Origin of the sequence: Rossellomorea sp. NPDC077527, assembly GCF_044542955.1 — a bacterium.
In the GTDB taxonomy this organism is placed as follows: domain Bacteria; phylum Bacillota; class Bacilli; order Bacillales; family Bacillaceae_B; genus Rossellomorea; species Rossellomorea aquimaris_E.
Window position 1 is genome coordinate 1 of the sequence record NZ_JBITVL010000009.1, and the last position, 21,710, is coordinate 21,710.

24 protein-coding genes are annotated in these 21,710 nt (G+C 41.6%); 7 read left to right on the top strand and 17 right to left on the bottom strand.

What is annotated here, in order from left to right; all coding sequences use genetic code 11:
• Positions 1 to 740: 740 nt before the first annotated feature.
• A complete protein-coding gene (gene trhA, locus ACIGG7_RS21355) occupies positions 741 to 1,379 on the top strand; it encodes a PAQR family membrane homeostasis protein TrhA (protein WP_397550984.1) in 639 nt (212 codons plus the stop codon).
• A 306-nt stretch (positions 1,380 to 1,685) separates the two neighbouring features.
• Here the strand turns inward: trhA and ACIGG7_RS21360 are convergent, their stop codons facing one another.
• From ACIGG7_RS21360 to ACIGG7_RS21420, 13 genes are all read right to left on the bottom strand, one after another.
• The gene (locus tag ACIGG7_RS21360; protein WP_397551018.1) at positions 1,686 to 2,408 is read right to left on the bottom strand and encodes a lysophospholipid acyltransferase family protein; all 723 of its coding nucleotides are present in this window, start codon (positions 2,406 to 2,408) and stop codon (positions 1,686 to 1,688) included.
• A gap of 118 nt (positions 2,409 to 2,526) precedes the next feature.
• The gene (locus ACIGG7_RS21365; protein ID WP_224940463.1) at positions 2,527 to 3,012 is read right to left on the bottom strand and encodes a dihydrofolate reductase; all 486 of its coding nucleotides are present in this window, start codon (positions 3,010 to 3,012) and stop codon (positions 2,527 to 2,529) included.
• Entirely contained in the window at positions 3,009 to 3,803 is a 795-nt protein-coding gene (locus ACIGG7_RS21370) for a thymidylate synthase (protein WP_224940462.1), read from the bottom strand. The genes ACIGG7_RS21365 and ACIGG7_RS21370 overlap by 4 nt, the downstream gene beginning before the upstream one ends.
• A 21-nt stretch (positions 3,804 to 3,824) precedes the next feature.
• Positions 3,825 to 4,523, bottom strand: a complete 699-nt coding sequence (locus ACIGG7_RS21375) for an anthrax toxin lethal factor-related metalloendopeptidase (protein WP_224940461.1) — start codon at positions 4,521 to 4,523, stop codon at positions 3,825 to 3,827.
• A gap of 155 nt (positions 4,524 to 4,678) precedes the next feature.
• A complete protein-coding gene (locus ACIGG7_RS21380) occupies positions 4,679 to 5,269 on the bottom strand; it encodes a YpjP family protein (protein WP_224940460.1) in 591 nt (196 codons plus the stop codon).
• 275 nt (positions 5,270 to 5,544) lie between these two features.
• The gene (locus tag ACIGG7_RS21385) at positions 5,545 to 6,321 is read right to left on the bottom strand and encodes a class I SAM-dependent methyltransferase (RefSeq protein ID WP_397550985.1); all 777 of its coding nucleotides are present in this window, start codon (positions 6,319 to 6,321) and stop codon (positions 5,545 to 5,547) included.
• 102 nt (positions 6,322 to 6,423) lie between these two features.
• On the bottom strand, positions 6,424 to 6,858 hold the full coding sequence (locus ACIGG7_RS21390; protein ID WP_397550986.1) for a BrxA/BrxB family bacilliredoxin: 435 nt from the start codon (positions 6,856 to 6,858) through the stop codon (positions 6,424 to 6,426).
• A gap of 21 nt (positions 6,859 to 6,879) precedes the next feature.
• Positions 6,880 to 8,007 carry a conserved virulence factor C family protein gene (locus ACIGG7_RS21395; RefSeq protein ID WP_397550987.1) on the bottom strand — a complete coding sequence of 376 codons (1,128 nt, stop codon included), beginning with the start codon at positions 8,005 to 8,007 and terminating at the stop codon, positions 6,880 to 6,882.
• A gap of 78 nt (positions 8,008 to 8,085) precedes the next feature.
• Positions 8,086 to 9,972 carry an ABC-F family ATP-binding cassette domain-containing protein gene (locus ACIGG7_RS21400; protein WP_397550988.1) on the bottom strand — a complete coding sequence of 629 codons (1,887 nt, stop codon included), beginning with the start codon at positions 9,970 to 9,972 and terminating at the stop codon, positions 8,086 to 8,088.
• Positions 9,969 to 10,616: an HD domain-containing protein gene (locus tag ACIGG7_RS21405; RefSeq protein ID WP_397550989.1), complete on the bottom strand. Its 648-nt coding sequence runs from the start codon at positions 10,614 to 10,616 to the stop codon at positions 9,969 to 9,971. The genes ACIGG7_RS21400 and ACIGG7_RS21405 overlap by 4 nt, the downstream gene beginning before the upstream one ends.
• Before the next feature lie 95 nt (positions 10,617 to 10,711).
• A complete protein-coding gene (locus tag ACIGG7_RS21410) occupies positions 10,712 to 11,560 on the bottom strand; it encodes a DegV family protein (protein ID WP_397550990.1) in 849 nt (282 codons plus the stop codon).
• Between the two features lie 43 nt (positions 11,561 to 11,603).
• Entirely contained in the window at positions 11,604 to 12,101 is a 498-nt protein-coding gene (locus ACIGG7_RS21415) for a hypothetical protein (RefSeq protein ID WP_397550991.1), read from the bottom strand.
• Between the two features lie 28 nt (positions 12,102 to 12,129).
• Positions 12,130 to 13,821 (bottom strand): formate--tetrahydrofolate ligase, encoded by a 1,692-nt coding sequence (locus tag ACIGG7_RS21420; RefSeq protein WP_397550992.1) that lies wholly within the window; start codon positions 13,819 to 13,821, stop codon positions 12,130 to 12,132.
• A gap of 206 nt (positions 13,822 to 14,027) precedes the next feature.
• Between ACIGG7_RS21420 and ACIGG7_RS21425 the strand changes: the two genes are divergently transcribed.
• Both ACIGG7_RS21425 and ACIGG7_RS21430 read left to right on the top strand, forming a co-directional pair.
• Positions 14,028 to 15,158, top strand: coding sequence for an MGDG synthase family glycosyltransferase (locus ACIGG7_RS21425; protein WP_397550993.1), 1,131 nt, complete (start codon positions 14,028 to 14,030; stop codon positions 15,156 to 15,158).
• A 1-nt stretch (position 15,159) separates the two neighbouring features.
• Entirely contained in the window at positions 15,160 to 16,146 is a 987-nt protein-coding gene (locus ACIGG7_RS21430) for a metal-dependent hydrolase (RefSeq protein WP_397550994.1), read from the top strand.
• A 38-nt stretch (positions 16,147 to 16,184) separates the two neighbouring features.
• Here the strand turns inward: ACIGG7_RS21430 and ACIGG7_RS21435 are convergent, their stop codons facing one another.
• On the bottom strand, positions 16,185 to 16,859 hold the full coding sequence (locus ACIGG7_RS21435; protein ID WP_397550995.1) for a class I SAM-dependent methyltransferase: 675 nt from the start codon (positions 16,857 to 16,859) through the stop codon (positions 16,185 to 16,187).
• 204 nt (positions 16,860 to 17,063) lie between these two features.
• Here ACIGG7_RS21435 and ACIGG7_RS21440 point away from each other — a divergent pair, with 204 nt between their 5' ends.
• Complete coding sequence (locus tag ACIGG7_RS21440) at positions 17,064 to 17,282, top strand: DUF3892 domain-containing protein (protein ID WP_224940448.1); 219 nt, start codon at positions 17,064 to 17,066, stop codon at positions 17,280 to 17,282.
• A gap of 91 nt (positions 17,283 to 17,373) precedes the next feature.
• Here ACIGG7_RS21440 and mntR read toward each other — a convergent pair whose 3' ends face one another.
• Positions 17,374 to 17,790, bottom strand: coding sequence for a transcriptional regulator MntR (gene mntR / locus ACIGG7_RS21445; protein WP_224940447.1), 417 nt, complete (start codon positions 17,788 to 17,790; stop codon positions 17,374 to 17,376).
• Positions 17,791 to 18,092: 302 nt separating this feature from the next.
• Here mntR and cspD point away from each other — a divergent pair, with 302 nt between their 5' ends.
• Positions 18,093 to 18,293 carry a cold-shock protein CspD gene (cspD, locus tag ACIGG7_RS21450; protein ID WP_224940446.1) on the top strand — a complete coding sequence of 67 codons (201 nt, stop codon included), beginning with the start codon at positions 18,093 to 18,095 and terminating at the stop codon, positions 18,291 to 18,293.
• A gap of 53 nt (positions 18,294 to 18,346) precedes the next feature.
• Here cspD and ACIGG7_RS21455 read toward each other — a convergent pair whose 3' ends face one another.
• Together ACIGG7_RS21455 and ACIGG7_RS21460 are read right to left on the bottom strand one after the other, a co-directional pair.
• A complete protein-coding gene (locus tag ACIGG7_RS21455; RefSeq protein ID WP_224940445.1) occupies positions 18,347 to 18,544 on the bottom strand; it encodes a zinc-finger domain-containing protein in 198 nt (65 codons plus the stop codon).
• A 73-nt stretch (positions 18,545 to 18,617) separates the two neighbouring features.
• The gene (locus tag ACIGG7_RS21460; RefSeq protein ID WP_224940444.1) at positions 18,618 to 19,274 is read right to left on the bottom strand and encodes a reverse transcriptase-like protein; all 657 of its coding nucleotides are present in this window, start codon (positions 19,272 to 19,274) and stop codon (positions 18,618 to 18,620) included.
• Between the two features lie 747 nt (positions 19,275 to 20,021).
• Between ACIGG7_RS21460 and ACIGG7_RS21465 the strand changes: the two genes are divergently transcribed.
• Positions 20,022 to 20,408 (top strand): reverse transcriptase-like protein, encoded by a 387-nt coding sequence (locus ACIGG7_RS21465; protein ID WP_224940443.1) that lies wholly within the window; start codon positions 20,022 to 20,024, stop codon positions 20,406 to 20,408.
• Positions 20,409 to 20,414: 6 nt separating this feature from the next.
• Positions 20,415 to 21,332 carry a DMT family transporter gene (locus ACIGG7_RS21470; RefSeq protein ID WP_397550996.1) on the top strand — a complete coding sequence of 306 codons (918 nt, stop codon included), beginning with the start codon at positions 20,415 to 20,417 and terminating at the stop codon, positions 21,330 to 21,332.
• The last annotated feature ends 378 nt before the right edge of the window (positions 21,333 to 21,710 follow it).

The window sequence follows — 21,710 nt, forward strand, 5'->3', positions numbered from 1 at the left end:
AATCAAGGTTAAAACGAAAAAGTCCGGTAGCTTATCGAGTTAACACCGAATTAGCTGCATAGAAAATAAGTGTCCAACTTTTTGGGTCCAGTGCAAAAACGCTTCCGGGGTCTCGGCACGCCCGTTTTCCGTAGGAGTCTCCACAGTTCCCTTCCCCCTCTACTGTAGCAAGTATTGACAGAGCAAAATGGTTCGTGAATATCAATTAAGAAGAGCTTAAGTACTATTCACTATAATTGGTCACTGCAACTACAAGAAAAAAAGAGTTGGTGTAAGTTATTCTGACATTTACACTGGTATTACTGAAACATTTATGCTTAGGCAGTTGATTCTCGCTGCAGGTGGACAGAAAAGCGGAGGCGGCTTGGTCAGCCCCGACAAGCATAAGTTGAATGGGCTAAGAAGGCGTTTTTTTACCTTCTTGGTCCATTTAACTTATGACCTCGAAGGGCTAGCCGCCGTAGCTGGATCTTGAGACCCCACAGTGCGAAGTCGGAGGAGGCTCACCGCCAGCCCCGCGGAAAGCGAGTACCTCTCGCTGTAATCAACCACTACTCTCCACATCCAAAAGCAACAATGTTTACGAAAGCAATCTTATTTTTTTAATATACATCATTCCAAAAATGAATCCAACTCAATACTTTAACCCTTTACTATGTTAATGATTGCACAATCATGAAAAGAGGATTATGATGGATATAAATCACTCGGTTAATGAACGTAGAAAGGATGTGTCTTCTTTGACATATGATTTCGATTTTTCCAATTGGAAAGAAGAAGTTGCTAACGCCATCACGCATGGAATCGGATTGATCCTGAGCATCCCTGCTTTAGTGATGTTAATTATTTTCGCCGTTCATGAAGGTTCAGCATGGCATATCGTCAGTTTTTCTATCTTCGGAGCTTCCATGATTCTTCTTTACCTATTTTCAACCCTTTTACATAGCTTTAAGCCTTCAAAGGTGAAAAATCTTTTTGCTATTCTGGATCATTCGGCCATTTATGTCCTGATTGCAGGAACGTACACACCCTTTATGCTTGTCAGTGTGCGTGGTGCACTGGGATGGACGTTGTTCGGGATCGTGTGGGGCCTTGCCGTTGTGGGGATTGTATTCAAGTGTTATTTCGTTCAGCGCTATCAGGTGGTATCCACCCTCTTCTATCTCGTAATGGGCTGGCTTGTGATCATTGCCATTAAACCATTGTATGCGAGTTTGACCGGTGCAGGATTCGGACTTCTCTTAACAGGCGGAATCATGTATTCTGTAGGTGCCATTTTCTATGTGTGGAATAAGCTTCCGTATAATCACGCCATCTGGCATCTATTTGTACTTGCTGGAAGCGGGTTTATGTACTTCTGTATCTTGTTCTATGTCTAATTAAATCCTTTATTTCAATAAGGCTATTTCTAATCATTTTTTTGTTATAAAGAAGCGAGTAGTGGCTGATTTGCGCTCCAGGTGCTCGCTTTCCATGGGGCGGGCGGTGAGCCTCCTCGGCTTCGCCTGCGGGGTCTCACCTGTCCCGCTTTTCCCACAGGAGTCGAGCACCTTCCGCTCCAATCAACTTTCATAGTATATTAACTTAAACAAAATTAATGTCATATTCCTCACCTAACCAAAATGTATAAAATGCCGAAGTAATTAGCCTTCAATAAAAAGCCCAGCCAATGGCCGGGCTTTTTATTATGAAGCTTTTCTTGTTTGGTCTAATGAAGCTTGAATGATTCCTTGCACCTCGATTGATAATGTTTTTACGTCTGCTTCAGCAACGTAAGCAGACGAAAGGGATGGAAGGATTTCGACGTATATATCGCATGGCTTGATACCACGGCGCTGATTCTCGAACATATCAGCCGTTCCCCTTATCGCAATGGGGACGATCGGGACGCCGGCGTCCTTCGCCATACGAATTCCTCCTGTCTTGAATTCCTTTAAGGCTCCCCCTTTGTTTCTTGTGCCTTCTGGGAAGATTAATAGAGAGTGACCTTCTTTAAGTACTTCTACACTTTCACGAATCGACTGTACAGCCTGTCTCCGATTTTTACGATCAATGAAAATGCACGAGATCATCATCATCCAGTCGCTTATGATCGGCAGTTTCTTCACTTCTATCTTCGAAATGAAACCAAAAGGTTTGGGGATGGAACCCAAAAGGACTGGAATGTCAAAGTCCCCTGCATGATTGGCTACAAAAAGGACAGGCCCCACTGGAATCGACTTCAGCCCACTAATATGTACGTTACTTCCAGTACGTTTCATAATACCCCTGGACCATCTCTTAGGCAGTTCATGAATGATCAAGTCCTGTTTCTCTACGGTCAAATTTTCGTCTAGTTTCTTTACCTTTTGAAGCGTGGGTATGCTGTATAGAAGATACAGTCCCATATAAATCAATACATTTATCATTCTAAACACAGTATTATCCTCCCTGATATTCCTTATCTTATTATACAGGAACCCAACTGATGGGAGAATAAAAAATAGGTGAAGCTGACTATAAGTTGAGCTTCACCTGATGATTACTCTATTTTCTTTGGTATACTTTGAATTCATAATCATATGGATTCTTTTCGTCCTTTATCCCCTTATCAGAAGACGTGCAGATGAAATCTTCCCAAGGGATGGAAGGCATGGTCGTATCCCCTTCAAACTCATGATGGATTTCAGTGACGTATAGTTTCTCTACATGAGGGATGAACTGCTTGTATATTTCTCTCCCACCCATGATAAAGATTTCGCCGCCCCTTTCTTCTGACCATTTCACCACTTCTTCTACAGAATGCAGAACCAGGCAGCCTTCCGGTTTGAAATTCTCATTTCTGGTCAAAATGACATTTTCACGATTCGGCAGCGGTTTCCCAATAGAATCGAAGGTCTTTCTCCCCATTACAATTCCATGCCCATTCGTCGTCTTTTTAAAAAACTTCAAATCTTCCGGAAGTCTCCATGGAAGTCCATTGTCTTTCCCGATCAGCTGGTTCTGATCCATTGCCCATATAAATGAAATCATACGCTCACGACTCCTTTAATATGTGGATGTGGATCATAGCCTTCTAGTGTGAAATCTTCAAAGCTGAAACCGAAGATATCTTTCACTTCAGGATTTATCGTTAGTTTTGGCAATGGTTTTGGCTCCCTTGAAAGTTGTAACTTTACTTGTTCAAGGTGATTTTGATAGATATGCACGTCACCGAATGTATGGACGAACTCCCCTGCTTCCAAATCACAAGCCTGAGCCACCATCATCGTTAATAAAGCATATGAAGCAATATTAAATGGAACGCCCAGAAAAACATCGGCAGAGCGTTGATACAACTGGCAGGATAGTTTCCCATCAGAAACATAGAATTGGAACAGGCAGTGACAAGGCGGCAAAGCCATATGATCTACATCGGAGACATTCCATGCACTGACGATCATTCGTCTTGAGTCAGGATTATGTTTGATTGTTTCGATGAGGTTTGTAATCTGGTCGATGGTTTCGCCATTCGAAGCAGACCAGGATCTCCATTGATGACCGTATACAGGGCCAAGTTCCCCATTTTCATCGGCCCATTCATTCCATATGCGGACCCCGTTTTCCTGAAGATAGGCTACGTTCGTATCTCCTTTTAAAAACCATAGTAGTTCATGGATGATAGACTTGACATGCAGCTTTTTCGTTGTAACAAGAGGAAATCCTTCCTGCAGATCAAAACGCATCTGATAACCAAACGTACTGATTGTACCGGTCCCTGTCCTGTCCTCCTTTTTCGTCCCATTTTCCAGTACATGTTTGCATAAATCTAAATACTGCTTCACATTGACCACACCTTTTTTAGTTTATAGTTCTTTAAAGAATCGATATGTTGCGGGTGCCTTTTCCTTTAATAGATTCCTAGTTTCAGAATTTAAATAGTACATAGCAAATGTTTCAGCAAAATATTCTTCTTCGTATTGAAGGAAGTAGGGTTCATCCGGAAATAACCGGGGTGCTTCCCTTTTCCAAAGTGGCATGAATTCCAACTCGTAATAAAGGTCCGTTAAGACATAGCGATCGATGCTGTGGGCCGTCTCATGAAGTTCCAAATTATAGGAGTTGTGCCCCTTTCCTTTCTCACTATGACCAATCTTAACCAACACAAGCTTGGAACCTCCTATTCCGGGGACATCATCCCACGTAATGCTTTTATTAGTGTACCCTCTTGGAGTGACTCCTTTCAAGTGACTTGTCGTAGAAAAATCGGTTAATTTATTTTGAAACAGCCTTATTTTAATATCTTTCGACTCGGCAGACTCCAACAACGGTGTAGGAATATGGTCCAGCCTTTTAATCATCCGGATCGCCTCTTCTTGATCAAAGCTGGATTCTGGTAAAAGGATCATGTTATCCAATGGTTTGCTGGATTGAAGATTCATTCGTGTTTTTAGGGGAGAGTGTTTTAGAAGGGTACCGTTATAATCGGCATTCGTATGGGTCCAGAGAATCAGAAGAGTGAACGGAATCAGCAGGATGATAAAGGTTCGTTTCACTATAGCCATCCTTTCCTATTTTGAATACATTTCTCTCATATCCATTACTATTTTACCATAATGATAGATGCGATTTTAGGAAAGAATATTTCCAATACGAAAACGGTCACAAAAAAAACAAGTACGCTCGATCACGTACTTGCTCCCTTTGACTATATGTTAGGTTAGGATACGCTCATCCATTGAGGTGGTGTATTTTTATCCCAATATATGCTTCCGAGTTCATGGTGCGTCTGGAATTGATCATGTACCGTATGGTAATGAAAATTGAAATAATAGCCATCCTTTGGCGGATGATCTTTCCTTACATGAAATCGAATGACATCTTCACCAGAGCGCTCGTCATAGATGTGAAAGATCTTCTCGGTCTTGGCATATTGAGGTACTTCAGATATGGTAAGAGACGTTAAATCTTCTTCTGGAAATTGTGCCGCTGTATCCGCTATCGCTACTTCGATTTTTGGGAGGATCAAGGATCTGAACTCATCTTCAATGACCGGTTTAATCTTTGTCCCAAACTTTTCATAAGCATTTTTCTCGGCTTGTACCAGCATCGTTTCTATAAACACATCATGCGAAATGACCGGCTCTTCTTCTCTTGCTTCTTCCGTAGTAGATTCCACAGATGAAGGCTTGCCATTATTTTTCGCAAGTGCATGATTCCCTTCATTCAGGAAGGCTTGTGATGGAGATACAAGTCCAAATGTCAGGATGGATAGTAGTATAAAAAACGACTTTTTGAGCCAGATTGACATAGATAACGTCCTTTCCTATGTATTACGTCTATTATTATACTACTTCTTACGAATAAAAAGTGAAAAAGGTTTCATTTTTTTGTAGGATATAAAAATCTTTATGTGGTAGTATATTAATGAGGATACTTTGTAAGGAGGATAACTAAATGGATACTGGAATTATGATCAATATCGGATACATACTTCTGTTAGGTTATTTTATTGTACTAGGGTTTACTGATTAATACTTATGAGTGTAGACAGGCGAGTGATGCCTGTCTATTTTATTTGGTCCGTTATAACCGGATCACCCCAAAGTGAAACTTGGCGGATGGTCTTCTCAATACTTCGAAACCCAGCTCTTCGAAAAGAGGTGACTGAAATTGTTCTTTTAAAACCACACGCTTTTTGGCTACTCTCTTCGCCTCTTCAATCCCTTCTTTTGTAACACCTGTATAACTTGCCCATTGTCTGATAGGATTGATACCATGGGAGTCGGTCAAAGCCTCCTCAAACATCGGATCAATGTATACGACGTCGAAAGCGTCATTCCCGAACTTCTTTAATTCTTCATGAAATGGTCCATTGATGACGGTTATTCGTCTCATGGCCCTATTTAATTCTGGAAGTGGGGAATCCCACTCCTGAAGTCCATGAAGGAGAATGTGGGCAATGTATTTATTGGCTTCAATACCGGTTACGTTTCCCTCTTCACCAACCACATGACTGGCAATGATACTATCTGAAGCCAGTCCAAGGGTACAGTCGAGGAAAGTCATGCCTTCATTCAGATCGGCTGCTTCAATAAGGGGGTCTTTCTCTCCCCGTAAGATCCTTTTGATTCGAAAAGAGGCTGAGTTTGGGTGAAAGAAGAATGGCTCACTTTCTTCATTCCTCGTATGAAGTTCCAATCGTTCTTTTCCAATGACCAGGCAGTCCTGATCAACGTTTTTCATATGGTAGCGGATCGACCTTTTTTTCCTCGGGATATAGGGGATAGAGAGGATATCGGCTGCCAGTTGCGCTTTTTCTATTACGTTCTGATTTGCTCTACCACAGGTCGTGACAAACACTTATGACTCTCCTTTGATCATGCGTTTTTCTCTCATTTGACTATCCTACTACAAAAAAAGAGCGGATGACTCTCTCACCCGCTCCCTTTTCGAATGTTTCACCTAGCAATTCTCATTAAATGCAGTCACCAGGTTTGAAATGATGGAAGAAACGTCGTGATCTTCGATTTCCTCTCTTGGAATGAAGTGAACGACTTTGTTTCCTTTTAGTACGGCCATGGATGGTGAAGATGGCTCATACCCTGTGAAATATTCCCTCATCTTGGAAGTCGCTTCTTTGTCCTGACCCGCAAACACCGTTATAAGATTGTCAGGTGTTTTTTCATTAGTTATGACGGATTGAGTAGCAGCAGGTCTTGCAAGTCCAGCTGCACATCCGCAAACAGAGTTAACGACAACCAGCGTCGTCCCTTCTGCTTTTTCCATAAAATTCGTGACTTCTTCTTCAGTCCTCAATTCCTTAAAGCCTGCTTGTGTCAATTCCTGCCTCATCGGTGTAACCAACTGTCTCATATATTCTTCATATGCCATAGACATGGTTCATCATTCCTCTCTATTTTATTGGTTGCGAGCTTCGGTCATTTGTTTCCAAACAGAGCCTTTTGCTTCTTCGCCACCTTCAATTCGTTCAATCGCCATTTTAACCTGAAGCTTCACTTCGAATTCAGGATCATTTTCCGCCTGTTTTAAAGCAGGCAGTGCAGACTCATCCCCGACTTCATAGAGATACATAGCCGCACGCCATCTAACCAGTTTACTCTTATCTTTTAAGGCAAGAATCATTTGCGGAATGGCATCCTCAAATCCTAAATCAGATAGACAATCTCCAGCCGTTCTTCTTACAGTTACCGACTTATCGTGCAGTCCTTTATACAATAATGGAAGGACTTTTTCATCTTCTATCATTCCCAAGTACACAACCGCCAACCGACGGATGGATACCTTCTCATCCTCGAGTGCTTTCCCTAAGAGAGGTAAATCCTCCAAAGTCGGATCCTCCATGGAATCAAGCTTCTGGTATCTGGTTTGCCAATCAGGTGCCTCAAAGTCAGAGACGCTGACCTTTTGCTTTTTCTTGTAGATCAGTGGTCCCTTCGTATCTGTTGTTTCCTTGGCATCTTCGATAAGTGCTGTCAGCCTATCAGGTGGATATGCTGCAATAAGTTCTTCCGTCACATTGAGACCAATCTCATCTAAGTCACCGTACCTAATGCCATAATCTTTCCATTTTCTGAGAAGGACAACATTATCCCCATCTTTTTGAGCCTGGCCAATCGCTTCAAGGAATGGTGCTGGAAGTGAAAAACGCTTCTCTTGTTCCCCGTCGGTTACTTTGACTTGCATCGGGATACCTTTGAACATTTGAACGCTGACATTCACTTCACCGTAATGTTCTTCCATGGGAGATTCACTTTCCTGCTTTCTAGCATCTTCACCGAATGCTTCCCTTACCTTTGGCAGGAGCTCCTGCCAATCGAATTTAGCGTTTCGTTCAACGGCTAAGAAATCCGCAACATGGTAGACTCCCTTTATTCCGTCGATGGACAGAATGTCTTTAATGACGGGAGGTGCTCCCTCAGCTTCGCCTTTTTTATAATTATTACTCTTCCCGGCTTTCAGTTCCTGATCAAGCAGAACTTTCATCGTATTGGGACTTGGAGTCGGTTCAATTGATAATATCCTCAAGCTTTTTACCCCTTTCAATAAACAATTCATATACTGATCATTCTAACACAGTATAAGCGATGCCTTAAATGAAGAGGCCTATTCGGCAAATTCAGAGAGGTACGTCCACCTTTCAATGAGCTTCTCTAATTCTTCATTGAGCTTTTCACTCTCGTTCATCAGTTGCTGTGCACGTTCGAAGTTGCTGCCGACTTTTTGTAATTCTGCATCCGTTTCTTCTATTTTACTCTCAATATCGGCCATCTTATCTTCGATTTCATCCCACTCTCTTTTCTCCATATAAGATAATCGTTTTTTCTCTTTTTCCTTCTCTTCTTTCACAGGTATGGCCTCTGCCTTCGTTCCTGTCTCCTGCTTCTTACTTTTCAATTCATTCTTTTCCAGATACTCCGTATATTCTCCGAAATATAAATCGATCTCTGCTTCCCCATTAAACACCAGCAACTGCTCTGCTGTTTTATCTAAAAAATATCGATCATGAGAAACGGTTATCACCACACCGGAAAATTCATTGATGTAATCTTCCAGTACAGTGAGGGTTTCTGTATCTAAATCGTTCGTAGGCTCATCGAGCAACAGCACGTTAGGCTTTGACATTAATAGCTTCAATAGGAAGAGCCTTCTCTTTTCCCCACCTGAAAGCTTTCGAATCAATGTCCCATGCGTGCTCATGGGGAAAAGGAACCTTTCTAGCATTGATGTTACAGAGACTTGTTCTCCTTTATCCGTGGTGATGAACTCCCCAGCTTCTCTTATATATTCAATCATGCGCATGTTTTCATCAAGTTCTTCGTGACCTTGGGTATAGTAGGCTATTTTAACAGTTTGCCCTTTGGTCAATTCACCATTGGTAAGATCATCTGTCCCTGCAAGGAGATTTAGGAATGTTGATTTACCGCTTCCGTTCTTCCCAATAATCCCGATACGGTCTTTAGGCTTTATCAGAAAAGAGAACCCGTCTAATATCTGCTTGTCTTCAAACCGTTTTGATGCATTTTTAAACTCAAAAACCTGTTTACCCAATCGGTTTCCACCGATCGCCATGTCAACCTGACCAGTAGATGGCCCTGATGACATCGTATCCTCCAAATGTTCAAATCGTTGGATACGGGCCTTCTGTTTTGTCGTTCTCGCTTTAGCACCTCTTCTCATCCAAGCTAGTTCTCTTCGATAGAGATTTTGCTGCTTTTCGGATAATTGGCGCTCTACTTCCTCACGTGAGGCTTTCGCCTCGATAAAGGAAGCATAATTCCCTTTATAGGAATACAACCTTCCCCCATCCAATTCAAATATTCGATTCGTGACTTTATCCAGGAAATAGCGATCATGTGTCACCAGTAATACGGACCCGTTATATTTGCCCAAATAGTCCTCAAGCCACTTGATGGACTGATAATCTAAATGGTTGGTCGGCTCGTCCAGTATTAATAAATCAGGAGTTTCAATCAGGACACCTGCCAGTGCCACCCTCTTTTTTTGCCCTCCGGATAATTCATTCATTTTATTCCCGAAATCGTGAATGCCGAGTTTGGTCAAAATAGCTTTTGCATTTGCGCTTGCATCCCATGCATTCAGGATATCCATTTGCTTCTGTGCTTCGAATAAATTGTCTTGTACCCGTGTGCTTTCAGGATTCTTTTCCATGTCCAACAGGGCCATTTCATAGTTCCTCATAGCCTGGATGATCTTGGCCTCACCACGGAAAACTTGTTGAAGCACAGTTAATTCCCCATCGAATACAGGTTCCTGTTGAAGGTATGCTATATGATAGTCGTTCGGCTTTGTAAGCTCTCCCGTATCATATTCTTCCATGCCGGCGATCAGTTTCAACAGGCTTGATTTACCCGTACCGTTTACTCCAATCAATCCGACTCTTTCCTTTTCAGTAATCGAAAAGGATATATCTTTAAACAGAGTTTTCTCTCCATAGGTTTTAGAAAGATTCTCAGCTGTAAACATTCTCATTCTTTACCAGTCCATTCTCTATTAAATTGCTCTAAAAATCGCAGCATAAATTCATGCCGTTCCTCAGCCAATGCCTTTCCGGTTTCTGTGCACATCAAGTCTTTCAACTTCAATAATTTTTCGTGAAAATGATGAATGCTCGAGCTATCCCCATTTCTGTATTCCTCTAAGCTCATGTTCGATCTGACCTGAAAACCCGGATTATACATTGATCTGCCTTTCTTGCCTCCATAAGCAAACGTTCTGGCGATACCGATGGCACCTATGGCATCCAGACGATCAGCGTCCCTTACGATTTCGGCTTCTTTGGAGGTCAGTGTCGCTTCATGACCACCTTTATATGAGATGGAATAAATGATCGATTTCAGTAGTGCGTTCTCGCTTTCACTAAGGGAGAGACCTGACAGAATATGATCCAGCTTTTTTTTGCCTTCCTCTTCTTCAACGAATTTCTCGTCGGGTACATCGTGAAGCAACGCAGCAAGTTCAATGATATATGTATTCGAAACCTGTTCTCCCCTTGCGATTCTAAGAGCCTGATTCCTCACACGATCTAAATGATACCAATCATGTCCAGTCGACTCACCAATATACTCGTATCTTAAATATTCTATGATCTCGTCCAGTTCTTTTCGTTCCATCATTTCACCCTCTCTTCCATTGTAACAAATATGATGTTTTACCAGAATAAAAAGGAGTGGATGCATGACTCTTCACATCACTCCTTTTTCGATCCATTTCAGTCGTTTTCAGCAAACCAGCTTATACCTATAGTATTTTCACCGGCGTGTACGCCGATCACTGCGCCTAGTGGATATGCACCAAATTCAATTTCTGGATACTTTGCTTGCAGTTCATTTACCCACTCCATTGCTTCTTCCCGGTTTAATCCATGTAGCACGGATACTTTCCGAATGTCACTGTCTATAAGAGCACAGTCCAACCGGTGACTCATACTGGACAAGCCTTTCTTAATGCTCCTTACTTTGTCTTTCACATCAAGTTTGCCATTTTCTATAGAAAGCATGGGCTTTATTTTGAGGACACTTCCCAGGAAGAAAGAGAGACCGCCCATCCGCCCACTTTTATGAAGCTGTTCGAGGCTGCCCACCATTACATATGTCTCACAAGTGGGGATCCTTGCTTCAATAGATTCTTTTATCTGGAGTGGACCTTCGCCTTCACTCAGTAACCGTTGACCATATTGGATCAATTCTGTTAATGGATTCGAAAGGATTTTCGAGTCAATACAGATGATATTCGGTACCGTTTCTTTTAATAGATCTGCAGCCTGATGGGCAGAAGAATATGTACCGCTGAAATGGGATGAAACATGAATAGAGAAGATATAGTCATAGTCCACTGCCAACTGTTCAAATAATTCCTTAAACGTGCCGATGGAAGGCTGGGAGGTTTTCACTTCCACATGCTCGTCCCTTAATTTTGCAAACAATTCTTCAGGTGACAGATCTATGCCGTCCTTATATTCAATATCCCCAAAGATGATGCTCATTGGTACCACAAAGATGTCATGATCTCTCTTATCAGGAACAAATGCCGTGCTATCGGTTACCCATGCTATTTTCATCTTAAAATCCCCTTTTTTCTATATATATGAGCTCTTCTTCGCACTAGAAGTCCTTTCGGTCAAGCTGCTGCAGCGTGTCAACCGAGAATGAAATCATCTGGAGAACATCATCGACCATTTCCTCAGTTATCACCCGGTTAAAGGTTAGGATTCCCTCATAGAAAGTGGGTGTCGTTGAGGAGTTCACTTCTTTCCACTCCCATAGTTTATCTTCCCCCCATATTTCTTCCAGGAGCTGTCGACCTAGGTGAACCTTTACATCCCCTTTGTAGACAATCCTGATGTCTGCACCTGCCGTGTTCTTTTTTGTCATCAGGTGCCTTTCGGCCAGGAAATGTCCCATATCCGCCTTCAAATGAAACTCTATAAAAAATGATTTCTTACCTGGTAATGAATAATGAATTTGATAACAGCGTTCATAACGGGCAAAATCAAACAAGTCCTTGCGATCGATAATTTGAACTTCCCCTGTTAAATCAAGATCGTAGACTGCTCCTTCAAAAACGACCTTCAAGTTATCAAAAGCTGTCGGGTCAAACATAATCTCCTCCCCTTTCTCTTACCAATCGTTAAAACAATCCGATTGCCCGCCCTTTTTCATCCACATCCATACCGAACGCAGCTGGTTGTTTAGGCAGTCCCGGCATCGTCATCACTTCTCCTGTCATGGCGACGATGAATCCAGCTCCGATTTTTGGCTTCAGTTCACGGATTGTGATGTGGAAATTCTCCGGTCGACCCAGCTTTGCGGGATCATCAGAGAGTGAGTATTGAGTCTTGGCCATACAGACGGGAAGTACGCCCCATCCTTGCTCTTCAAACTCTTCCAGCTGCTTTCTTGCTTTGACTGTGTAGTCCACCCCGCTCGCTCCGTATACTTTTTTCGCAATCGTATCAATTTTCACTTCCAGGGAATCAGACAGTTCATAAAGGGGAGTAAAATCCTTTGTATTTCCTTCAATTTCGAGTAGTACTTTTTGTGCAAGGTCGATTCCGCCCTCGCCACCTTTGGCCCACACATCAGTGAGTGAAACCTTTACACCCTGTTTTTCACACCATTTGATCAAAGTATCGATTTCCCTGTCACTATCGGACACGAAACGGTTGACGGCAATGACAATAGGAACATTGAATTGCTCCAGGGTTTCCATGTGCTTCTTTAGATTGGAAAGGCCATGTTGAAGAGCCTGAAGGTCTTCCGTTTGAAGCTTATCTTTCGTTTGCCCTCCATGCATTTTCAAAGCCCTGATGGTGGCAACCAGTACAACGGCATCCGGAGCGATACCTGCTGCCCGTGATTTAATGTTCATGAATTTTTCCGCACCTAAATCTGCTCCGAACCCCGATTCTGTCACCACATAATCTGCAAGCTTCAAAGCTGCTTTCGTCGCCATGACGCTATTACAACCGTGGGCGATGTTCGCAAATGGCCCCCCGTGAATAAGGGCTGGTGAATGTTCGATCGTCTGTACGAGATTAGGTTTCAATGCATCCTTCAGCAATAAGGTCAGCGCACCTTCCACTCCCAGGTCCTCAACGGTCACCGGTTGTTTTAACGTGTTATAAGCAACGACCATTTGCGACAGTCTTCTTCTCAATTCCCCGATATCTTGAGATAAGCATAAAACCGCCATGATTTCCGATGCAACCGTAATATCGAATCCGTCTTCACGCGGTATTCCTTGAACTGGCCCTCCAAGCCCGACTACAATTTGTCTCAGGGCACGGTCGTTCATATCGACTGCACGTTTCCATACCACTCTTCTCTGATCAATGTTCAACTCGTTTCCCTGGTGAATGTGATTATCCACCAACGCCGCCAATGCATTGTTCGCTGTGGATATGGCATGAATATCTCCGGTGAAATGGAGGTTAATGTCCTCCATTGGAAGCACTTGAGAATAACCTCCACCTGTTGCTCCCCCTTTGATCCCCATCGTAGGTCCAAGAGAGGGTTCCCTCATGGCAATCATCGCGTTTTTATTCAACTGGTTTAAAGCATCACCGAGTCCTACAGTCACTGTCGATTTCCCTTCCCCTGCGGGTGTCGGATTGATCGATGTAACAAGGATTAATTTCCCTTCTAAATGATCCTTTAGTTTATGTATCGCTTCAAAGGATATTTTCCCTTTATATTTACCGTAAAGCTCTATGTCGTCTTCTCTAAGCCCTACTTTATCAGCAATCTGCAGAATGGGCTTTAGAATAGATTGTTGAGCAATCTCAATATCCGATTTCAGTTTTTTCTTCGTCGTTGTCACGTTCTTTCACCCTCTATATCTAATATTAGCTGTAACTGCATCCCCGGGTGCAGCACGCCATTTTTTACAAAAAAGCATGTTTAACCACAAACAACATTTACAATCCATTTGTAATCTTATAGTATAGTGTTTCTTTATTTTACACCATAAATCATTTCTTTTGCTCTTATCTCATCACCATTTTGCCTTTGATCGGGGGAATAAACTTGAGACACGAGAAGCCTGTTCTCATATTGACAGCACATTTTGGTGAAGGACATATCCAGACCGCTGAAACCCTTGCTGATAAGTTCAGAAAACAAGGACTACGCGTATACATCTGTGACCTATATGGTGAAGCATACCCTGCCATTCACTCATTAGCTCAAAATTTATTAAAAAAGGGGTATTCTAAATTCGGCACTCCTATTTACAAAGCATTTTATTATGGTACAGACAAACTTTCCTCCAAGGGGTTAAGTTATTTCTATCAACATTTAGGTAAGAAGAGACTGTTAAAACTTGTTGAAACCTATTCACCATCCTTCATTGTGACGACATTCCCACTACATGCAGCACCATATTTACGCCTTCGCCCTTCCTTTAACATACCTACATATACGGTTATCACGGATTACTGCGCACATCCATTGTGGATCCATCCCATGATTGAGAAATATTATGTGGCAAGTGAACACGTCAAAAGGACCTTGCTATTTTATGGGGTAGAAAATAAACGAATCATTGTCAGCGGCTTACCCATCAGGTCTGCCTTTCAACGGACTAATGAAAATCATTATAAACATTTTGGTCTTTCTCCAGAACGAAAAACTGTCACCCTTATGGGAGGTGGTTTAGGTTTAATTCCTAATATCGAACCTATCTTGACATCCCTGTCTCTAAAGCATGACGTTCAAGCTGCCGTTGTGTGTGGGAAGAACGAGCAGTTGTATTCCCACTTAAAAAAATCCATAAAAAGTCCGAATGTCCACATTTACGGATATGTATCTCAAATAGCAAAACTTTACTCGTTAACAGATTGCCTTATCACAAAGTCAGGGGCCCTATCGTTAACAGAAGCGGCGTCTTATAAACTGCCAATCATCATTTTTAAGCCGGCACCAGGCCAGGAGAATGAAAATGCCAACTACTTCTTCCAGAAGGGGGCGGCCCTCACTTATACATCCGATAAGGATTTCCTGGAGAATATAGATCGTTGTTTATACGATAAAAATACCAGAGATTCATTGTCCAGAAAAGTATATTCTGTCTATAAAGAACATGCCTGCACTTCCATCGTAAATGACATCCTCCGGCATGATCATCAGAAGAGCTATTCATTTGAAGGGAGAATGTGACATGGAAACATCGACACACATCTTTTTCGGCATTGGTATTGGTTCATTGGCGTCATTAGATCCATCATTGATCGGGGAGCCACTCCCTGTTTATCTATCATGTATTCTGGCTTCGAATGCTCCTGACTTCGATTATGCTGCTAAATTAAAAGGTAAAAGTGAGTATTATAAGTTTCACAGAGGATTCTCCCACTCATTGGTTATGCTGCCTCTGTGGGCTTTTCTTATTACCGCCGGGTTTATACCATTCATTGAAAACCCTGAGTTCCTCCAGCATTTATTCATATGGAATCTGATAGCCGTCACCATCCATGTTCTAACAGATGTATTTAATATTCACGGTACTCAGGCGTTACGTCCCTTTACAAAAAAATGGATCAGTCTTGATTTTATTCCACTGTTTGACTATTTCATTTTCTTTATGCATTCTGTGGGACTTATGCTTGTACTCGCTGGCCATCCCCCAGGAAAATCGTTTCTCATTGTTTATCTCATCGTTTCTGTATATCTACTATTGCGCTTTACATTTCGATCCTTTATTTACCATCAATTGTCCACAAACTTCATTCACGGCAGAAGAATGAAGATTATCCCTAACATGGATCTATATTCATGGCAAGTAATCATTGAATTAGACTCTGATTACATTTTGGGGAGATATACGTGGGGTCAACTTGATGTGGATACCATTCTTAAGAAGGCCACTCCTCCATATAACTCATGGATTGAGGTTTCAAAGCATAACCAAGATATTTCCAATTTCATTACAAGTACGTCTTTTGTTTATCCTAAAGTAGTAGAAAGGAAAAACATATTGGAAGTTAGGTGGATTGATTTGCGTTTTCGAAAAGGAAGGAGTTTCCCTTTTAAAGCTACATGGGTATACTCCCACAACAATTCTCTCGAGAAAAGTTATGTAGGCTGGTTTCATCATCCCTTGCAGTTTAAACGCATAAAAACAGAAATGGCAAATGAAGTGACCAAATAAGGTGAATGATCGATCCAATACTGGATCGATCATTCACCTTATTTTTGGAACATAAACAATGTTGTAAACGTCAATGCCTGCTTCAAATCATTGGAAAGAGAGTCTGTTACAGAAGGATTCACACCTTTTTTATAGATCCAATCCTCAGCAACTTTCCTCCACCCTTTGTACTCGGCAAGCTTCTCCAATTCCCAAGGCATCATCGTATTACAAATCACCTCTTCCCCATGAAGACGGGGAAAAGCATTTTCCCTTGGGTGGGCAGTAGGGCCTAAAAGGCCGATACAGATGTATCCATCCTCTGATACGACTCGCTCAATTTCATTAAGGGTATGCAATGGATTTTCCGTCCATTCCACTGAATTGATCGCCATCACACTATCGAATTGTCCGTCCTGGAATGGCAATGAACGCAAATCTCCTTGGGTGAATGACAAGTTTTCCCTTTCCTGTTTCCTCGCGATTTCAACCATGTTAGTGGAGAAGTCCATCCCTGTCACAACATACCCTTTTTCATATAGAAGAAAAGAACCATAACCATCACCGCAACCTAAGTCCGCGACCGTTTGAACATCCCCTGTATTGTTATGGAAAAAGGGGATAACAGCCTTTCTGCTTCCATCAGTCCACATATCTACACTTTTTGAATGCCAAGAATCAGCATTATCTTCCCATCGGTTTTTGGCACTCACATGCCACTCTGAACTTTTCATATGTACACCTCAACATTTTTTCTATTCTGTTCTATATTCTCAATCCATCCTGCGAAATCCTTCTTTTTTAGAATCATAATATCCATAAAAGAAAAAAATAATATTATTATGTAAACTATATACCGTTTTTAATGATGAAGCTTATGCTTCACTTCTGATTTGTTCATACTACTTCTATAGACTAAAAGTGAAGGGTGATGTCATATGGAAGGAATCTCTAAAGTCCAAAGAAACTATCATGGTGATATAATCAGTTTCCAAACGTCTTCCGGCAGAATTATTTCCTATCGAAAAGCAGTATTGGAAGCTTCTGAGGGCTTGCTTCAAGGAGTCACACTCCATGAAAATGAATGGGGAGAAACGGAGTTAACGAGTATGTCCGTTCAGGACGGAAGTTTTAACGACTATCCCACCATTTTTTAATCCCTCTCCCATTCAAAAAGGCCTTTCACATGTGAAAGGCCTTTTATCCATGTTTCTCAATGTCTTATGTAGAGAAACGATCCATTGTATACTACTCACTTCTGTTTTGAATCGTCCGTAGCCCCTCTAACCGGGTTTCATCTTCTTCGAAAAATTGTACGAGATCTCCAATTCGGTCTATGGAATCCCAACTTAAGTGGTGTTCAATGCCTTCAACATCTTCATAAATATGTTCTTCTTTTACTCCAATGACACGAAGAAATTGCTCCAATAGTTCATGCCTGTATACTAATCGTTTTCCTACTTTATTCCCTTTTGGAGTCAGTACCAGACCCCGGTATTTCTCATAAATGAGATAATCATCCTTATCTAACTTCTGCACCATCTTGGTAACGGAGGAGGGGTGGACAGATAGAGCTTCTGCTATATCCGATACTCTGGCATAACCTTTGTTCTCAATTAACATATAAATCTGTTCTATATAATCTTCCATACTTGGTGTAGGCATTCTTCACCCTCCAAATTTCCATAAATATCATTAAAAGTTTACTATAAGTAAAGAATGAATACAACCCGAGCCAGGAATACCTGACTTTTCATCATCCGTAAATATAGCACCTTTCCCGAACTTTTCTTCCATAAAACATTAAAATGACAAATGTTGACTCAAAAATCCTCCTATTGTATAGTAAAGACATCATTGAAGTGATGGATTTTCATGCTCGTTTTTAAGCCATGAGAATCATTCATTTCGTGAAAAATATTTTCCAAAGGCACATACGTGCTTGAACGATTTAGGAGGATTCTAACATGCAAAATGGTAAAGTAAAATGGTTCAACAATGAAAAAGGTTTTGGATTCATCGAAGTTGAAGGTGGAGACGATGTATTCGTTCACTTCTCAGCGATTCAAGGTGAAGGATTCAAATCATTAGAAGAAGGTCAAGAAGTTTCTTTCGAAGTAGTAGAAGGAACTCGTGGGCCACAGGCAGCAAACGTAGTCAAATTATAATCGCACAAAACAATAGATCAACATGATGAAGGGCAGCCGTGACAGGCTGCCCTTCATTTTGGATACGAATTGTTTTGATTCAAACGTTCTCCGTAATTGCGTATCTGTTCGCCTATGGTGCACTGCTCTATACAAAAGCGATGAGCATGCGTTTTGCCATACTCTTTACGAAAGTGTGCTTTAAGTAAACAGTCGTTACAGTAGGTGTCTATGAGCTCATCCACTTTATCCACCACTTCTTTTCGATTCATGTGATCACTCCTAGATATGTCACGCTTAATTAATGGCCGGTTTTATTTATAGAGTATATCGTACAGGAAGAAATTATTCTAATCGTTTATTACTGTGGACCTTGGTGCCTTGTAAAGCCTGGTTGGCAAGCTTGTCAGCTTCTTTGTTGTCTTTTCTGTTCAAGACGACCAGGTTGGGTTTCAGCCCAAGCTTATGAATCAGCGCTTCGATCCGGTCGAGCCACCTGCTTAAACCTTCTTCATAGCATGGCCACTCCCCTCCGAGCTGTTTCATTACCACCTGGGAGTCCCCATGTATGGTACAAGGTACATTTTTCACCCCGATTTCTTCAAGCAGTCGAAGTGTAATGTGCAGGGCTGCATATTCAGCTTCATTATTATCTTCTATCCCTTCAAGGAGGTCATTTTTTCTAATACGGAATGATTCCCCGCCCTTATCATAGTAAATGACACTCCCTGCACCTGCAAACGAAGATTCCTTATCATATCCTCCATCAAAGAAAACAACGATATTTTCCGGTTCCTTCTCTAACTCTTGATTCAGTTTGATAAATTCCTTCCTGGTCCATGAATTACCCATTTCATCCATGATCTCAAGATCCATTACCCTTCCCGTTTTTATAAGGTCATCCACATGAATCAATGTTTCTTTCCGTGGGAAATAACCAGATTCAAACCACAAATCGGAAGTTGTTTTGCTTTTATATTTAAAATTGATCTTCATTTGCATTGTCATTCACTCCGTTTTCTCCATTTTATTGGTCTACATTCTTTTTCTTTGTATAATAATGACTATTGTTTCATTTAACTTTTCATAATTGATGCCTGGCTTGGATTTTCCGCAATGATCGTTATGACTATTATTATGCAACTGGTATTACTATTTCAACCACACCCTGACGATTTCCGAAGAATATGGGATGATACGGAAATGAGCTTGGCAGCACTTCCTTAGAACGTGCAGCAGTTCCTCTCCCAGGGAGCACACACTTAATGACAATCATCTTTGTCAAACGTTCTTTTCGCAAAGGTTGTTGTTATTCTTAAAACATTTATGCTTATACAGTTGATTCTCCCTGCAGGTTCTCAACTCCTGTGGGACATGCTGGACAGTACGAAAAGCGGAGGTGGCTTGGTCAGTACCGACAAGCATACGTAAAATCAACCGGAAAAGCGTTCTTTGTCTTTTTGGTTGATTTTACGTATGACCTCGAGGGGCTAGCCGCCGTAGCTGGATCTTGATACCCCACAGGGCGAAGCCCGAGGAGGCTCATTGCCAGCCCCGCGGAAAGCGAGCACCTCTCGCTGTAATCACCCACTACTCTCTATATCCAAAAGTAACAATGTTTACGAAAACAGCCTTGTCAAAAGACCCAAAATAAGAGTATCCAAAGTAAACAGTGACCAAATATTCTCCTTGATGACTCTTAGTTATGCTACTATATTAATATTCCAGATGTGTTTGAGGTGAATCAATTTGCTAGAAGTAAATATTGATGGAGCAAGTGCTGGCAACCCTGGTCCAAGCGGAGCCGGTATCTTTATTAAAAACAACGGTGCAGTGGAAAAACACTCCATTCCTTTAGGGAGCATGGATAATCATGAAGCTGAATTCATCGCTTGCAAGAAAGCACTTGAAATCTGTTTGGAAAAACAAGCAGATATCGTGTGGCTGCGGACTGATTCTCAAGCAGTTGTTCAAGCGATAGAGAAGGAATTTGTACGGAATGAGCAATATAAACCATACCTTAACGATATATTGAACATGACGAAGCAAATGAATCTTTTCTTCGTAAAATGGATACCTAGTAAAGAAAATAAAGCAGCGGATGAACTGGCTCGAAAAGCCATCCATCTGAACTAGAGGAGGATGCGTTTGTCACGACTTGCTGATATCGCCTTAATCTGTGTTGCATTTATTTGGGGGGCTACCTTCGTGGTTGTTCAATCGGCCATAGAATTCCTCCCCCCTTTCATGTTTAATGGCATCCGCTTTCTGTTGGCTGCCTTACCATTGGTTGTGGTCCTGGCATTAAAAAGAACGCCGATTATCAAGCGGTCCATTTGGTACGGTGTTATTTTAGGTTCATTCTTATTTATCGGATATGCCTTTCAAACACTTGGGCTCCTTTTTACAACCCCATCTAAAGCCGGGTTTGTGACGGGATTAAGTGTGGTGATGGTTCCACTATTTTTATTTATCTTCTTTAAGAGTCATCCTTCTAAAGGGGCTATTACTGGATCCATCTTAGCAGCCATAGGGCTTTACCTACTTATGGCAGGCCATTCCCAGGCATTTAACATCGGCGATGCCTTGGTATTCATTTGTGCGTTTGGATTTGCCCTTCATATCATTTACACGGACTATTTCACAAAGAAAGCTTCCCTCCTGTTATTAACAACGGTGCAATTATGCACGGTGGGAATCCTCTCAATGGGATGTGCATTTATATGGGAACATCCAAAGGTTGTACTGAATAATGGAGCATTGACGAATAAAGAAGTAATCACCGCATTATTGATCACTTCTTTATTAGCTACCTTGTTGGCGTTTATTACACAAACCTTTGCTCAAAGATATACGACTCCTTCAAAAGTGGCAATCATATTCACATTGGAGCCTGTCTTCGCCGCTTTCTGCTCCTATTTGTGGATTGATGAACGTTTGGGGGCGCTGGCTATTACTGGAAGTGGACTGATCGTTATTGGAATGCTCTTTTCCGAACTTCCTATCTTTGCATGGATGTTGAAAAAAATGAATAAGGACCATTCAGTAGAAGTAAAATAGGAGGCCGTTCGACGGCACTCCTAGTTTTATAGGGGGAATTTTGTGTGTAGCTCAGATTCGTAAGGGGAATTTATCGACCGTTATGTGTTTTTATCGACCGTTATTCGGATTTATCAACCGTTATGTATTTTTATCGACCATTATTCGGATTTATCAACCGTTTTTTATTTTTATCGACCTTATCCAGATTTATCTATCGATGCGTCCCAAATTCAACCGATCCTATCTCTTCTCTCTTTCCTGAAAAAGAAGGACCCCTCTAGATTATTATGAGACTGTCCAGCTACGGCGGCTAGAGGCTCGAGGTCATAAGTCAAACCAACCAAAAAGGCAAAGTACGCCTTTCCGGTTGGTTCGGCTTATGCTTGTCGCCTCTGA

Coding starts and splice junctions, on each gene's coding strand:
- ACIGG7_RS21360 (WP_397551018.1), bottom strand. CDS start 2,408: ATGATAAATGTATTGATTTATATGGGACTGTATCTTCTATACAGCATA.
- ACIGG7_RS21365 (WP_224940463.1), bottom strand. CDS start 3,012: ATGATTTCATTTATATGGGCAATGGATCAGAACCAGCTGATCGGGAAA.
- ACIGG7_RS21375 (WP_224940461.1), bottom strand. CDS start 4,523: ATGGCTATAGTGAAACGAACCTTTATCATCCTGCTGATTCCGTTCACT.
- ACIGG7_RS21380 (WP_224940460.1), bottom strand. CDS start 5,269: ATGTCAATCTGGCTCAAAAAGTCGTTTTTTATACTACTATCCATCCTG.
- ACIGG7_RS21390 (WP_397550986.1), bottom strand. CDS start 6,858: ATGTCTATGGCATATGAAGAATATATGAGACAGTTGGTTACACCGATG.
- ACIGG7_RS21400 (WP_397550988.1), bottom strand. CDS start 9,972: ATGAGAATGTTTACAGCTGAGAATCTTTCTAAAACCTATGGAGAGAAA.
- ACIGG7_RS21405 (WP_397550989.1), bottom strand. CDS start 10,616: ATGATGGAACGAAAAGAACTGGACGAGATCATAGAATATTTAAGATAC.
- ACIGG7_RS21410 (WP_397550990.1), bottom strand. CDS start 11,560: ATGAAAATAGCATGGGTAACCGATAGCACGGCATTTGTTCCTGATAAG.
- ACIGG7_RS21415 (WP_397550991.1), bottom strand. CDS start 12,101: ATGTTTGACCCGACAGCTTTTGATAACTTGAAGGTCGTTTTTGAAGGA.
- ACIGG7_RS21430 (WP_397550994.1), top strand. CDS start 15,160: ATGGAAACATCGACACACATCTTTTTCGGCATTGGTATTGGTTCATTG.
- ACIGG7_RS21435 (WP_397550995.1), bottom strand. CDS start 16,859: ATGAAAAGTTCAGAGTGGCATGTGAGTGCCAAAAACCGATGGGAAGAT.
- ACIGG7_RS21440 (WP_224940448.1), top strand. CDS start 17,064: ATGGAAGGAATCTCTAAAGTCCAAAGAAACTATCATGGTGATATAATC.
- mntR (WP_224940447.1), bottom strand. CDS start 17,790: ATGCCTACACCAAGTATGGAAGATTATATAGAACAGATTTATATGTTA.
- cspD (WP_224940446.1), top strand. CDS start 18,093: ATGCAAAATGGTAAAGTAAAATGGTTCAACAATGAAAAAGGTTTTGGA.
- ACIGG7_RS21455 (WP_224940445.1), bottom strand. CDS start 18,544: ATGAATCGAAAAGAAGTGGTGGATAAAGTGGATGAGCTCATAGACACC.
- ACIGG7_RS21460 (WP_224940444.1), bottom strand. CDS start 19,274: ATGCAAATGAAGATCAATTTTAAATATAAAAGCAAAACAACTTCCGAT.
- ACIGG7_RS21470 (WP_397550996.1), top strand. CDS start 20,415: ATGCGTTTGTCACGACTTGCTGATATCGCCTTAATCTGTGTTGCATTT.